Source organism: Colwellia sp. F1, assembly GCF_056238625.1.
On the sequence record NZ_JBWDLI010000015.1, the window covers coordinates 21637 to 35353 of the forward strand.

Genomic DNA, 13717 nt, shown 5'->3' on the forward strand with positions numbered 1-13717 from the left:
TTGTAACGTACAATAACCTTATAAAAAGTGAAGACTGTGTTTATTAAAAATCTTATATCATAAACTTTAGAAACAATATCGCTAAACTAGACAAATAAAAAGGCTAATAATGAGCTATATTAGCACAATAAGAGCACATTTAGCGCTACCAAAAACGTCATGGCAAATTTGTGTGCTTGCTGTTATTGGTGGCCTTGCTTCGGCATTATTAGTGGTGCTTTTCACCTTAACCATTGAGCAAATACAACAGCTCTACCTAGTAAAACGCGATAACTATAGCACCTTAGATGGCCTAAGTCGTTTTGATTTGCCCATTATCGGGGCAATTATTATTTTATTATTCGCCTGGCTTACCGGCTATAAATATCTGAGAACCGGCATTCCCTTTGTATTACACCGGCTAAAAGTTGCTCACGGTATTATCCCATTTAAGAATACGCTTAATCAATTTTTTGGTGGTGCTGTCGCACTTGCCTCTGGTTTCTCTGTTGGACGTGAAGGCCCTGCTGTGCATTTAGGTGCTGCAGCAAGCAGTTACGTTGGCAGTGTATTAAAACTACCTTATAACAGTATTCGTACCTTATGTGCTTGCGGTATTGCCGCTGGTATTGCTGCAACATTTAATACCCCCATTGCTGCAGTGCTTTTTGTGATGGAAGTGATAATGCGGGAATATAAAGTACATATTTTTATTCCGGTCATGTTAGCGTCGTTAGTGGGCTCATTAGTCACTAGTAATATTTTTGACGTCTCTCAAAAATTTGATTACTTTGCTAAAATCGCGCTTATTCCACAACACTATATTTCCTTAGTAATTTTAGGTATTTTACTCGGCACGCTCGCTGCTATCTTCAACAAAACATTAATAACCATTATTAAGCATAGTGAAAGGCTTCATATCGTACTACGGCTTATTTTAGCCGCTTTGGTCACCGGTGTTTTAGGGTATTTTGTCCCCAGTGCTATGGGCGTAGGAAGTGGCGCTATTGACATTTCTTTGGCGAATAATTGGCAAGTAGGCTTGTTGTTTACTTTATTGTTAGCAAAGTTTTTAATGACAATATTTGCCCTTGGCTTGGGTATTCCTGGTGGTATTATCGGGCCTATTATTGGTATTGGTGCGATTGCTGGGGCGTTAACAGGTGCGCTAGTGATACAGGTTTTTCCGGGCGAGCATATTGGCAATGACTTTATTTTAATGGGTATGGCTGGCTTTATGGCTGCTAGTTTAAATGCCCCCATTGCAGCTTTGTTGGCGGTAGTAGAGCTGTCTGGCCAACTGGAAGTAATATTACCCGCCATGATAGTCATCACGGTTTCTAGCATCATTTCAGGGCAATTATTTAGCAACCGCTCTATCTTTACTATGCAACTTGATGTACAAGGCCTGCTTTACCGTAAGCCGCCAATAGAAACAGCATTACAAAAAGTTGGTGTGCTAAGTTTACTGATCAAAAAAATAGAACTTACAGAGCAAACGTCTTTAACAGGTATTGCCGGGATCCTGATGACTATTGACAATAAAATACCCGTGGTTAATAGACAAGTTCGCCACAGCATAAAAAATAATAACACCATTGAAGAGGTTCATTATTATTGGGCTGACTTCAACGAAACAACGCCCTTAGCGCATATAGAGTCTATCGACGACCCAGCAACACAAGGAAGTGATGGGCAATATCAAGTTTCAGAAAAAATAAGATTATACCAGCTTATTCCTTTGTCGCACCAGGCAACCCTGGCTGAAGCCTACTTGGCATTAGTGCATAATCGTTGTGGTGGTGTTTATATTTACCAAGAAACGACCGATAATATTTTGGGTATAATAACCTTTGAACAAATAAGACATTACTTAGTTAATGGACAATTAATTGCCAACGTATTGCCACCACCAACGCAAACAAACCAATAGACACTTGAAGGAAAAATAGATAAATGAATGAGTTTTTAACCAATAGTATTTTATGGCTTAAAGCCTTACATGTGGCTTTTATGGTTGCTTGGTTCGCCGGCATTTTTTACTTACCGCGCTTGTTCGTTAACCATGCAGAAACCAATGAAAGCGCTGTTATTCAACAATTAAAAGGCATGGAAAAACGCTTGCTTTATTTCATTACTCCTTTTGCCATACTCACCGTAGCGCTAGGCACACTACTTATCTATATTTATGGTTCACAGTGGTTTGCTGCTGCTAAATGGCTGCACATTAAAATTACTTTGGTCATACTACTGCTGATTTACCATGGTTACTGTTTTAAGTTAGTTAAGACGTTTGCACAAGATAAAAACACACGTACTGGAAGGTTTTACCGAATATTTAACGAGGTACCGGTGCTGGCGTTATTTGCCATTATCATTTTAGCCTATGTTAAACCGATGTAATTTACCTTTGCGCAACTAGCAAGGAAAAATAGCGTGATATAGCATTATAAAATATTTCAATTTATGCTATATTCCTGCAAATTTTACACGACTTGCAAGCGGTTAAACTTTTCTAAATGATGAAATTTCAAGGCAACAATATACTGTCAGTGTCTCAGTTTGATCGTGAGGCTATTGCTAAAATTCTTGACGTCTCGGCACAAATGGCTCCCTATGCTGCACGAAAAAAACGTTGTACTGTGCTCGATGGTGCTATTTTAAGTAATTTATTTTTTGAGCCAAGTACACGCACGCGAGTAAGTTTTGGTACCGCTTTTAATTTACTCGGTGGTGCTGTTCGTGAAACCGTGGGACAAGAAAGCTCGTCGTTAAGTAAAGGCGAGTCACTCTTTGATACAGCCCAAGTAATTAGTGGCTATAGTGACATTATAGCGATGCGCCACCCACAAATGCATTCGGTGGAACAATTTGCCCAAGGGAGCACAGTGCCGGTAATTAATGGCGGTGATGGCGCGAATGAACACCCAACGCAAGCGTTATTAGATCTGTTCACCATACAATCAGAAATGATGCATTATCAAAAAGGTTTAGATAACCTTGATATTGTATTAATGGGGGACTTAAAACACGGTCGCACAGTACATTCATTGTCAATGCTGCTGAGCCTATACAAAAACGTTAAAGTAACCATGGTTTCTCCCAGTGCATTGCAAATGCCCGACAATGTCGTGTCGGCGTTAGAAAATGCCGGTCATCAAGTCATTATTACCGACACAATGGCAGGCAATTTATCTTGTGATGTAATTTACCAAACACGCATTCAACAAGAGCGCTTTGCCAGTAAAGATGAAGCTGACTTATATCGTGGCCACTTCAGTTTAAATAAAAGTGTTTATCAGCAATACTGCCGCGAAAATACTGTAATTATGCATCCATTGCCCCGGGATTCTCGCCCTGAAGCGAATGAGCTTGATGTGGATCTTAACGATTTGGACAGTTTAGCTATTTTTAGACAAGCCCAAAATGGTGTGTTAGTTAGAATGGCACTGTTTGCCTTAACTTTAGGTGTTGAAGATCAACTAACCCAATACGAAAAAAGCGTAAACTGGCATACCAACAAATGCTAATACGGCTTTAACCAGCAACCAATTTATACACTTCTGAGTATCACTTAACCGTAACAGGCTAAGTAAGTGCTCAGCGAACTAAAAAAGAGTTTTTACTATGAATGGATCTACGAATCTTTTAACCAACAATTCAGCGCAATTATTCGCTCAAGCAAAAAAAATTATTCCTGGTGGCGTAAACTCACCCGTACGAGCATTCAAGAGCGTTGGTGGTACACCTTCATTTATTAAGCGTGCAGAAGGTGCTTATATTTATGATGCTGACGACAATGCATACATTGATTATGTTGGCTCATGGGGTCCCATGATTTTAGGCCATAACCACCCCGCTATTTTAGCGGCTGTTATAGCCACCGCACAAAATGGTTTAAGTTTTGGTGCGCCTACCGAGTTAGAAATTACCATGGCTGAAAAAGTGCGTGAGTTAGTGCCGTCAATGGACTCTTTACGTATGGTTAGCTCTGGCACCGAAGCGACCATGACAGCAATTCGTTTAGCCCGAGGTTTTACAGGTCGTGATAAAATATTAAAATTTGAAGGCTGTTACCATGGCCATGCCGATTCTTTATTAGTTAAGGCTGGTTCAGGCGCTTTAACATTAGGCGTGCCCAATTCTCCTGGTATTCCTGCTGATTTTGCTAAACATACCTTAACAGCTAGTTATAATAACCTTGACGAAGTAAAGCAGATTTTTGCCCAATATGCTGACCAAATAGCTTGTATTATTGTTGAACCTGTCGCCGGCAACATGAACTGTATTCCGCCAGTAGAAGGTTTCCTTGAAGGCCTGCGAGAAGTGTGTAACGAACACAGCGCTGTGCTTATTTTTGATGAAGTTATGACAGGTTTTCGTGTTGCTTTAGGTGGCGCACAGGCTCATTATAACGTAACTCCAGACTTAACCACATTAGGAAAAGTGATTGGCGGCGGTATGCCAGTTGGCGCTTTCGGTGGTAAACAAGAAATAATGGACTACATTGCTCCAGTTGGCCCCGTCTATCAAGCAGGTACGCTTTCTGGTAACCCTATTGCTATGGCCGCAGGCTTAGCTGCGTTAACTGAGCTATCGCAAGGTGATAAACACCTGCAATTGAGTAACGCCACTGAAAAATTAGCCATGGGATTAAAAGCAGCAGCTGACCGAAACGGTGTGGATTTAAATATTAACTATGCTGGTGCTATGTTTGGCTTTTTCTTTACAAGCGATGAAAACCCAATTACCACGTTTGAGCAAGTAATGGCTTGTGATCAAGAGAAGTTTAACCGCTTTTTCCACTTAATGCTTGAACAAGGTGTTTATTTAGCACCATCTGCTTTTGAAGCTGGGTTTTTATCTCTGGCCCATACAGATGAAATAATTGAGAAAACACTAGAAGCCGCTGCCAAGTGTTTTGCTCAGCTGTAACCTATATTACTTAGGTGTTTAAGTAATAAATATAGGCGTTAGATGCCCCCTCTAACGCCTATTGTGTACTTGTAAACGCGTCTACGTATCGCCAGGTTCATTATGTTAGTTATGTAATAAACTGGTCAAAAAGCTGCACTGTTACTCTTTCACCGGCCATGACCTTCCCTTGCTCTGCTGGTAAAATAATAAAACAATTAGCTTGCGCTAAGCTTGATAAAATACCTGAACCTTGTGCACCAGTTGACGCAACAATGTTTTCACCTTGCGCATTTACGCTCAGTATACCGCGCTGAAAATCAATACGCCCAGGTGATTTTCTCAAATCATTAATACATTTCACCTGTAAAGTAGTCCGCTGAAGTGGCTCAGCATTTTGCATTTTAATTAAGGCTAGTAAGGCCAGTTGGTGAAAGGTCACCAAAGCTGAAACAGGGTTACCTGGCAAACCAAAGAAAACACTGTTCGCTAGCTTGCCAAAGGCAAAGGGCTTACCTGGCTTCATTGCTATTTTCCAAAAGCCAATTTCACCTAAAGCTTCCAATACCGCTTTAGTATAGTCTGCATCTCCCACCGAAACACCGCCCGATGAAATAACCGCATCGGCTTGTTTGTCTGCGTTAATAAAAGCTGTCCTTATTGCGTCAAAGTCATCTTCAATAACACCAAAATCAATCACCTCTATATGCAATTTTTCTAACATAGCACGCAAGACAAAACTGTTAGTTTCATATATATCGCCAGCCTTTAATGCCTGCCCAGGTAGTTTTAGTTCATCACCTGTTGCGATTAACGCAACTGTTAATTTTCGGTAAACTTTCACATCGTTAATACCTAATGAAGCCAAAACACCAATATCGACGGCAGACAACTTATGCCCTTTAGTAAAAACTTGTTGACCCAATTGAATATCTTCACCCGCATGACGCACGTTAGCGCCGGGTTTCTTTTCGCTAAGGAATGTTATTTCCTTGGCATTTACCCGCACATTTTCTTGCATCTCTACGCTATCACACGCTGCCGGCATTTGAGCGCCCGTCATTATACGAACACACTCTCCATGCTTACACTCCCCTTGAAAAGGAGCTCCTGCCATAGCTTGGCCAACCAAGGTTAACACCTTGCTTTCTTTAAAACTTTCAAAAGCAAAAGCATAGCCATCCATGGCAGAATTATCATGGTTAGGCACATTTATCGCACTGATAACCGGCGCTGCTAACACACGGTTGACGGCCTGGGTAATAGGCAAAATTAAGGTTTCAGTCACGGGCGTTACTTGTGACAACATATTCTCTAACGCATGCTCAAAAGGTAAAAGCCCTGGAGCTGAACAACAATCTGACATCAAAACCTCACTTAATAAATTTTTGTAACACCGTTAAATATACAGTTAAAAACATTCACTACCTCATCTGGCTATTATCCATTAATTAATAACAAAAGTAATAGCGCTTTTAATAACAATAGCTTGATTCGAATCAAAAAGTATTTAACCAAAAGCAAGATGTTACTGAGTAATAAATGCTATACTTTTATCAGTCATAAGACTAGACAAGTATTTTACACCGAGCTTAAATTGCTACCGCCTATTTTGATAAAAAATTTGGTTATGCTATTTCAAGCCGTAGCTTTGTTTTAACTAGGTTATATCTATTGCGGTATAAAACAATTGCTGCCAGGGTTAGCAAGGAAACGCGCTAGCCTCCCGACATTTGGAAAGGTGATATGTTAGAAGATAATTTTGGCCGTAGGTTTTATTACCTTCGCCTATCGATTACAGACGTTTGTAATTTTAAATGCAATTACTGCTTACCTGACGGTTATCAGTGTGATCAGCCGCGTGACTTTCTTTCACTTACTGAAATACAGCGTATAGCGGCGGCTTTTGCTAACTTAGGCACTGAAAAAATTCGTATCACGGGAGGCGAACCTGCACTGCGTAAAGACCTACCTGAAATTATTCATGCTTGTAAGCAAACGCCCGGTATTAAAAAAGTCGCCATTACAAGTAATGGTTTTAAATTACCTGAGCATTTACCCCAATGGTTAGATGCGGGTATTGATGCGATAAATATTAGTATTGATAGCTTAGACCCACGTAAATTTCATGCGATTACTGGCCATAATAAACTCGATACCATTTTAAAGGGAGTCGATATGGCGTTAGCGGACGGACGCCCTAGTGTTAAAATTAACACCGTTTTAATGCGTGAATACAGCGGCTATGACATTACCAGCTATTTAAACTGGCTCAGAGATACTCCAGTCACCTTACGCTTTATCGAACTAATGCAAACGGGTGATAATAAAAAGTTTTTTGATGCGCAACACGTACAAGGCGCTCGAATAAAGCAAAACTTAATTCTTGACGGTTGGTTACCTGTGCAACAAGACAAAACAGCAGGCCCTGCACAAGAATTTTACCACCCTGATTACCAGGGCCGTATTGGTCTAATAATGCCTTACTCAAAAGATTTTTGTAATACCTGTAATCGCTTAAGAGTAAGCTCTTCTGGAAAGTTACATTTATGCCTATTTAGTGAAAGTGGTTTGTCGTTACGCGAGCAATTACAATCTGATGATATTGCTCCGTTACAAGCACAAATACTCGCTTTATTAGGTGATAAAAAAGCGACTCACTTTCTCCATGAAAAACTGACCGGCGGCACTAAACATTTGGCTATGTTAGGAGGTTAATTTGAGCAACATAAACCATGAATGCTTAGGTGTAGTGCTTGCCGGTGGCTTATCCTCACGTATGGGACATGATAAAGCACAGCTAGTTAGAAATAACCATTCATTGCAGTCTATGCTCACCTTTTCAAAACAAACCCTGAATAACTCGGGCATTAATCATGTTGTTGTTAGTGGTGATAAGTATGATGTACCTGATCAAGTTAAACAAAGCGGCCCCGTTGGCGGTATTTTTAGTGTATTAGCTAAATACCCTCATGTTAGCTCTTTATTAATATTACCGGTTGATTTACCTTTTATTACCGCATCAGCCTTAGCTGATTTACGTATAAAAGGCGAGTTAAGCCAAAAAGCGACCTATTTTACAGGCCATAACATTCCGCTTTATTTACCTAATAATGCTTATCTAACTTTATTTTTAACGCAGGCGTTTTCTCGCTCAAAAGACATGAACAAGACAAACTCGCCACGCAGTTCGAAACACACAAATAGAGGGCCTTCAATGCAAGCGCTATTACAACAAGTACCTCACCAAGCAATACAGAGTAGGGATGAAAACATTTTATTTAATAGCAACACACCCGCGCAGTGGCAACAAGCAAAACAGCAATTACAATTTTAACTGGTTTATTGTTAAGGCGTATTTTTTAATATAAACAAGTTAATCCATTAATTTTATATATAAAAGAGTAGAAAGGATCACCTATGTCAGCACATGGCAGCACAAAATTTATCCCCTTAAATATTGCAATATTAACGGTTTCCGACACCCGCACAGAAACCAATGATACCTCAGGGCAAGCGCTAGTGGAGCGCCTTACGACCGCAGGCCATAACCTAGCAGACAAAGCTATTGTTATTGATGATATTTATCAACTACGTGCCCAAGTTTCCAAGTGGATTGCTGATGACAGCATTAATGTTATTATTTCTACTGGTGGAACTGGTTTTACTGAGCGTGACAATACGCCAGAGGCCTTAATGCCTTTATTTGATAAAGCTATCGAAGGGTTTGGTGAGGTGTTTCGTCATGTATCCTTGGGTGAAATTGGCACCTCGACTATCCAGTCACGTGCTTTAGGCGGCATAGCCAATAAAACGGTAATTTTAGCTGTGCCAGGCTCAACCAATGCATGTAAAACAGCCTGGGATAAAGTCATTAAAGAGCAACTAGATGCTAGCCATAAACCCTGTAATTTTGTGCCGCATTTAAATATTACCGCTGGGTCTTCAGCAACAGAAAAATGCGAGACCCGTGGCTAATGCGTAACTCAACTACTCAAGCGAAAGAAACACCTGTACTTAGCCATTTAAATCAACAAGGTGAAGCCAACATGGTTGATGTTAGCGAAAAGGCGATGAGCTCGCGTACCGCGACAGCACAGGGTATTATCAGCATGAACCGAGCCACCTTTGACTTAATAACCACAGGCAAACATAAAAAAGGCGATGTTTTTGCCGTGGCACGTATTGCTGGCATTCAGGCAGCTAAAAAATGCAGCGATTTAATTCCATTATGTCACCCATTAATGCTGAGCAAGGTACAAGTAGATTTCAGCTTAGATGAAGAAAGTTCATCAGTAAAAGTAACTAGCCTTTGTCGTTTAACGGGCCAAACCGGTGTTGAAATGGAAGCATTAACCGCGGTTTCCGTTGCTTGCTTAACCTTATTTGATATGTGTAAAGCTGCCGATCCTGCCATGGAAATAGGCAATATTAAAGTGCTAACCAAAGAAGGCGGTAAATCAGGACAATGGCAAGCTTAGTAAGTTGTCTATCCGTCCACGTATTGACGTTAGTTAGCAGTAGACCATAAGTTAAAGAGAGATAAATTATGATCAAAGTCGTTTTTTTTGCCGCGCTACGCGAGCAGCTTAATTGTAGTGAATTATCATTAAACAGTGAAAAACTAACCACTGTTGCCGATGTAAAAAAACAACTTGCCGAGACAGATGAACAATGGCAAAACACCTTTGCAAGTAGTGTTTTATTAGCGGCGGTTAACCACAATATGGTGAGTGATGAACAACCAATCAAGGCAGGTGATGAAGTTGCCTTCTTTCCGCCAGTAACCGGTGGTTAACAATGACTAAGCCCATAGATACGTTTAGACAAATTGAAGTTTCTATACAACGCCATGACTTTAACCTAGCTGATGAGGTTGCCTTACTTGAGAAAGACAATGCGACCGATGGCGCTATCGTGACTTTTGTTGGCCGAGTACGCAATCAAAACGATGGGACAAACGTTACGAGTTTAATACTAGAGCATTACCCACAAATGACTGAAAAATCTATAGCCGCTATTATTAACCAAGCAAAAGAGCGCTGGTGTTTAGGGCGAGTAAAAGTTATCCATCGTGTGGGTGAGCTTTTTATTGGCGAGCAAATTGTTTTTGTGGGTGTCACTAGTAAACATCGTGCAGACGCGTTTGCAGCTAATGAATTTATTATGGACTACTTAAAAGTACAAGCGCCTTTTTGGAAAAAAGAAGCAAGTAAAGAAGGCGTTAACTGGCTAGATGCTAAAATGAGTGATCATAAGAAAGCAAGGAGCTGGTAAAGGGTTAATATGTTATGCACTTGTATTATATAAAAAAACTATACTATTATGTAAGCATGGTAGGTTTATTATCTATTGCTTTACTTTTTTCTAATAATACGTTGAGTAAACCTACAGACGCTATCGCGAATAAGGGCTTGTCAAATAATACACAGCCCTTGCGCATTGCCGTTGCATCAAATTTCACCCCTGCATTAAAAAAGCTCTTAATTGACTTTCAGCAAAAAACACAAATCAACACGCAAGTTATTAGTGGTGCAACCGGCGCTATGTTTATTCAAATACAACATGGCGCCCCATTTGATATTTTTATTGCCGCTGATAGCGTTCGGCCCAAACAACTTGAAGAGCAGGGCTTAACCCTACCCAATAGCCGGCACACTTATGCGCAAGGCCAACTAGCTATTTTGTCAATGAATCGTGTAATGCGCATTAATGATTTAACCCAGACACCAACACGCTTTGCCATCGCAAACCCAGATACAGCGCCTTACGGCAAGGCCGCTAAAGAAACATTAGTGCATTTAGGCCTTTGGCAACAGTATAAGCCTAGATTAATTGTTGGGATGAATATCAACCAAACCTTTGCGCAAGTACGCACTCAAGCGGTGAGCAGCGGTTTAGTGGCGAACAGTCAATTGATACTCAATCAGTTACCCGGTACTATTATTCCGTCAGATCATCATCAGCCCATTGCCCAGCAGCTTGTTATTATGAAAAATAGCACCAACATTGAGCAGGCAAAATCATTAAGTAACTACTTACTATCACCAAGCGTACAAGAAAAAATTATCAATTTTGGCTATGCCGCGTTAGAGCAACAGTAATATGCTAGACCCAGACTTACTTGCCTTGATTACCACCTTAAAAATGGCCGGCTTAACCACAATCATTCTGCTGCTGCTTGGTACGCCTCTTGCTTGGCTTCTTGCTAAAATGACAAGCCGCTACAAAGTCATTATTGAAGCAATTGTCGCCCTACCCTTGGTTTTACCCCCTACAGTACTGGGGTTTTACTTACTTATTGCTTTTTCGCCTCAACACTTACCTGGACAGTTATGGCAGCAAGCTACCGGACAGCAATTAGCTTTTAGTTTCTCAGCAATTGTTATTGGTTCTGTGCTTTATTCTATGCCCTTTGTGGTGCAACCCTTACAAAAAGCGTTTGAACAGCTAGGCGAGCCACTACTTGAAGCAGGCTCAATGCTAGGCGCGAACAGTATAGACAGGTTTTTCAATATTGTTTTTCCCATGACAAAAGCCAGCTTTATCACTGCTGCCAGCTTAGGCTTTGCCCATACGGTTGGTGAGTTTGGTGTAATATTAATGATTGGTGGTAATATTCCCGGTGAAACGCGCGTGTTATCGCTCGCGCTTTTTGATCATGTTGAAGCGTTTGATTACGCCAGAGCGCACGTTCTCGCCATCAGTTTGTTAATCGGGTCTATGGTGTTATTAGCCTCGGTTTATTTACTCAATAGCCCACGAAAAACACCAATAAAAAAGGCTAGCACATGACAATTTTCAATGACAAACCCGCTAGTTTAGCGATAAATATTCAGCTGACTTTTGAACAGCTTAGCGTCAACCCTTTTCAGTTAAAGATTCATCAAACACTTTCTTTGCAAGGCATTACCGGAATTTTTGGCCATTCAGGGTCGGGAAAATCAACCCTGTTACGCGCCATTGCGGGGTTAGAAAAAAGGCTAACTGGCAGCATTAAACTCAATGGCTCTTATTTAGTTAACAGTCACACTAAATGTTTTGTTAACGCCGAACACAGAAACATTGGCTTAGTTTTTCAAGACTCGCGTTTATTTCCACACTTGTCTGTTGTAAGCAACCTAAAATTTGCTGCTAAACGTTGTAAAAATCGTCGCTTAGACTTTAATGAAATAGTTAAACTAACTGAACTAGAAAGCTTATTAGACCAACATGTTGACGAATTATCTGGCGGACAAAAGCAACGAGTAGCATTAGCCAGAGCAATTCTCGCTGAACCCAAATTACTCTTATTAGACGAGCCATTAAGTGCACTTGATAAACAAGCCAAAGCCAGCCTATTGAAGTTAGTTTTTGCTATTCAAAAGCAATTACAATTACCTATGCTTTATATCAGCCATTCTCTTGAGGAGTTACAGCAGGTTTGCAATAAACTGCTGGTACTGTCACAAGGTAAAGTGGTCGGCTATGATAAAATTCACGCGATGATCCATCAATTAAACCATGAACAAGGTCAAAGTTCACCGCAAGGTAATGTCAAAAATAATAACTTAATTGAGCAACAAACCAGTTTGTCTCTGCCTATTAAAACTATTGATAATGGGCAAGGCTTAACCGTTTTGGCTTTAAATGATCTGGACGAAATTTATTTACCGACGCTTGCAGCAGTGCCGTTAGGTAATATATTGCGCTGTTTTATTTTTGCGAGTGATATTAGTATCTCATTAATTGAGCCAAGCAACTCTTCTATTGTTAACCAGCTTTTGGTAAAAATAAGCTCCCTTACTAGTAAGGAAAACAAAGTGTTACTCACTGCGGTAACAGTAAGAGGTAAAGTAGCGCAAGAATTTTTTATTAGTATAAGTGCTTTTTCACAACAAAAACTAGCACTGAGCATTAATCAACAAGTATATTTACAATTTAAGGCCAGCGCCGTTCGTACATTTCTTAGTTAAAGGTAAGTATTCATTTTCATAACTACACCTGCAATCATTATAAAGGTATTACAGTGTTAACAACGCAAGAACAACTTAAGTATTCACGACAAATAATCATGGATAAAATTGGGGAGCACGGGCAAATAGCTTTGCAAAATGCCAAGGTGCTTATTGTTGGTGTCGGCGGTTTAGGTAACCCCGCCAGTTTATATTTAACGGCTGCTGGTGTGGGAAACTTGTACTTAGCTGACGGTGATACCATAGAGATCAGTAACTTACCGCGTCAGATCCAATTTAGTGAGCAAGATATTAATGAAAATAAAGCCGATGTTGCCGCTGAAAAACTAAGTACGCAATTTCCCGATAGCAACATTGAAGTAATTGATGAGATGCTTGATCAAGAGTCATGTGATTATTACTTTCCGCAAGTCGACTTAGTGCTCGACTGCTCAGACAATATAGCAACACGCTATTTAATTAATCAGGCTTGTGTCAGACATAAAATTCCTTTAATCATAGGCGCAGCAACAGGATTTGACGGCCAACAACTCGTGGTTGACCCTAGAGATAAAACTAGCGCTTGTTACCATTGCTTATTTCCTACGGCTGTTAAAGCGCCAACGAATAACTGCCAAACTATCGGTATTTTAGGGCCTGTGCTTGCTATTATTGCTGGTATGCAAGCCTTACAAGCCATCAAGTTATTAACCGCTACTAAAAGTGAGAATAACGTGCAAATTAATCAGTTAAACTTATTTGACGGCTTATCAAACCAGTGGCAACAGTTTCAGATAAAAAAACAAGCTGACTGCGCTGTTTGCGCCAAGGGTGGGTAGCAATAGTCATTAATAGGTAAGTTTAAAAGGAAGGTAGAAAATGAGCTGCCA

The 13717-nt window shown here is 40.3% G+C and carries 15 protein-coding genes and 1 riboswitch; of the genes, 14 read left to right on the top strand and 1 reads right to left on the bottom strand.

Annotation, left to right across the window (positions count from 1 at the left end; all coding sequences use genetic code 11):
- Positions 1–109: 109 nt before the first annotated feature.
- The 4 genes from AC0UA9_RS13815 (at position 110) to hemL (ending at position 4914) form a co-directional block, all read left to right on the top strand.
- The gene (locus AC0UA9_RS13815) at positions 110–1912 is read left to right on the top strand and encodes a chloride channel protein (protein ID WP_475660702.1); all 1803 of its coding nucleotides are present in this window, start codon (positions 110–112) and stop codon (positions 1910–1912) included.
- A 23-nt stretch (positions 1913–1935) separates the two neighbouring features.
- Positions 1936–2382, top strand: coding sequence for a protoporphyrinogen oxidase HemJ (hemJ, locus tag AC0UA9_RS13820; protein ID WP_475660704.1), 447 nt, complete (start codon positions 1936–1938; stop codon positions 2380–2382).
- A gap of 116 nt (positions 2383–2498) precedes the next feature.
- Positions 2499–3509 carry an aspartate carbamoyltransferase gene (locus tag AC0UA9_RS13825; protein ID WP_475660706.1) on the top strand — a complete coding sequence of 337 codons (1011 nt, stop codon included), beginning with the start codon at positions 2499–2501 and terminating at the stop codon, positions 3507–3509.
- 97 nt (positions 3510–3606) lie between these two features.
- Complete coding sequence (hemL, locus tag AC0UA9_RS13830) at positions 3607–4914, top strand: glutamate-1-semialdehyde 2,1-aminomutase (RefSeq protein WP_475660708.1); 1308 nt, start codon at positions 3607–3609, stop codon at positions 4912–4914.
- 109 nt (positions 4915–5023) lie between these two features.
- Here the strand turns inward: hemL and moeA are convergent, their stop codons facing one another.
- Positions 5024–6259 (bottom strand): molybdopterin molybdotransferase MoeA, encoded by a 1236-nt coding sequence (gene moeA / locus AC0UA9_RS13835; protein ID WP_475660710.1) that lies wholly within the window; start codon positions 6257–6259, stop codon positions 5024–5026.
- Between the two features lie 206 nt (positions 6260–6465).
- Positions 6466–6654: riboswitch (molybdenum cofactor riboswitch) on the top strand.
- Here moeA and moaA point away from each other — a divergent pair.
- The 10 genes from moaA to AC0UA9_RS13885 all read left to right on the top strand — a co-directional run bounded on the left by moaA (position 6640) and on the right by AC0UA9_RS13885 (position 13666).
- The gene (gene moaA, locus AC0UA9_RS13840; RefSeq protein WP_475660711.1) at positions 6640–7611 is read left to right on the top strand and encodes a GTP 3',8-cyclase MoaA; all 972 of its coding nucleotides are present in this window, start codon (positions 6640–6642) and stop codon (positions 7609–7611) included. It overlaps the preceding riboswitch by 15 nt.
- Position 7612: 1 nt before the next feature.
- Positions 7613–8230 carry a molybdenum cofactor guanylyltransferase gene (gene mobA, locus AC0UA9_RS13845; RefSeq protein ID WP_475660712.1) on the top strand — a complete coding sequence of 206 codons (618 nt, stop codon included), beginning with the start codon at positions 7613–7615 and terminating at the stop codon, positions 8228–8230.
- Between the two features lie 83 nt (positions 8231–8313).
- Positions 8314–8871, top strand: a complete 558-nt coding sequence (moaB, locus tag AC0UA9_RS13850) for a molybdenum cofactor biosynthesis protein B (RefSeq protein WP_475660714.1) — start codon at positions 8314–8316, stop codon at positions 8869–8871.
- Positions 8871–9374: a cyclic pyranopterin monophosphate synthase MoaC gene (moaC, locus tag AC0UA9_RS13855; protein ID WP_475660716.1), complete on the top strand. Its 504-nt coding sequence runs from the start codon at positions 8871–8873 to the stop codon at positions 9372–9374. Before moaB ends, moaC begins: the two co-directional genes overlap by 1 nt.
- Positions 9375–9442: 68 nt before the next feature.
- Positions 9443–9691, top strand: coding sequence for a molybdopterin converting factor subunit 1 (gene moaD, locus AC0UA9_RS13860; RefSeq protein ID WP_475660718.1), 249 nt, complete (start codon positions 9443–9445; stop codon positions 9689–9691).
- Positions 9692–9693: 2 nt separating this feature from the next.
- On the top strand, positions 9694–10170 hold the full coding sequence (gene moaE, locus AC0UA9_RS13865) for a molybdopterin synthase catalytic subunit MoaE (RefSeq protein ID WP_475660719.1): 477 nt from the start codon (positions 9694–9696) through the stop codon (positions 10168–10170).
- A 14-nt stretch (positions 10171–10184) separates the two neighbouring features.
- Entirely contained in the window at positions 10185–10997 is an 813-nt protein-coding gene (gene modA, locus AC0UA9_RS13870; RefSeq protein ID WP_475660720.1) for a molybdate ABC transporter substrate-binding protein, read from the top strand.
- A gap of 1 nt (position 10998) precedes the next feature.
- Positions 10999–11688 (top strand): molybdate ABC transporter permease subunit, encoded by a 690-nt coding sequence (gene modB, locus AC0UA9_RS13875; protein ID WP_475660722.1) that lies wholly within the window; start codon positions 10999–11001, stop codon positions 11686–11688.
- On the top strand, positions 11685–12848 hold the full coding sequence (gene modC, locus AC0UA9_RS13880; protein ID WP_475660724.1) for a molybdenum ABC transporter ATP-binding protein: 1164 nt from the start codon (positions 11685–11687) through the stop codon (positions 12846–12848). The genes modB and modC overlap by 4 nt, the downstream gene beginning before the upstream one ends.
- A gap of 53 nt (positions 12849–12901) precedes the next feature.
- Complete coding sequence (locus tag AC0UA9_RS13885) at positions 12902–13666, top strand: HesA/MoeB/ThiF family protein (RefSeq protein ID WP_475660725.1); 765 nt, start codon at positions 12902–12904, stop codon at positions 13664–13666.
- Positions 13667–13717 lie beyond the last annotated feature (51 nt).

Bases quoted from the DNA above. Each gene is read 5' to 3' on its own strand.
- moaC (WP_475660716.1), top strand. From the start codon at position 8,871: ATGCGTAACTCAACTACTCAAGCGAAAGAAACACCTGTACTTAGCCAT.
- AC0UA9_RS13815 (WP_475660702.1), top strand. From the start codon at position 110: ATGAGCTATATTAGCACAATAAGAGCACATTTAGCGCTACCAAAAACG.
- moaA (WP_475660711.1), top strand. From the start codon at position 6,640: ATGTTAGAAGATAATTTTGGCCGTAGGTTTTATTACCTTCGCCTATCG.
- moaB (WP_475660714.1), top strand. From the start codon at position 8,314: ATGTCAGCACATGGCAGCACAAAATTTATCCCCTTAAATATTGCAATA.
- modA (WP_475660720.1), top strand. From the start codon at position 10,185: ATGCACTTGTATTATATAAAAAAACTATACTATTATGTAAGCATGGTA.
- hemJ (WP_475660704.1), top strand. From the start codon at position 1,936: ATGAATGAGTTTTTAACCAATAGTATTTTATGGCTTAAAGCCTTACAT.
- modC (WP_475660724.1), top strand. From the start codon at position 11,685: ATGACAATTTTCAATGACAAACCCGCTAGTTTAGCGATAAATATTCAG.
- modB (WP_475660722.1), top strand. From the start codon at position 10,999: ATGCTAGACCCAGACTTACTTGCCTTGATTACCACCTTAAAAATGGCC.
- AC0UA9_RS13825 (WP_475660706.1), top strand. From the start codon at position 2,499: ATGATGAAATTTCAAGGCAACAATATACTGTCAGTGTCTCAGTTTGAT.
- moaD (WP_475660718.1), top strand. From the start codon at position 9,443: ATGATCAAAGTCGTTTTTTTTGCCGCGCTACGCGAGCAGCTTAATTGT.
- moeA (WP_475660710.1), bottom strand. From the start codon at position 6,259: ATGTCAGATTGTTGTTCAGCTCCAGGGCTTTTACCTTTTGAGCATGCG.
- moaE (WP_475660719.1), top strand. From the start codon at position 9,694: ATGACTAAGCCCATAGATACGTTTAGACAAATTGAAGTTTCTATACAA.
- hemL (WP_475660708.1), top strand. From the start codon at position 3,607: ATGAATGGATCTACGAATCTTTTAACCAACAATTCAGCGCAATTATTC.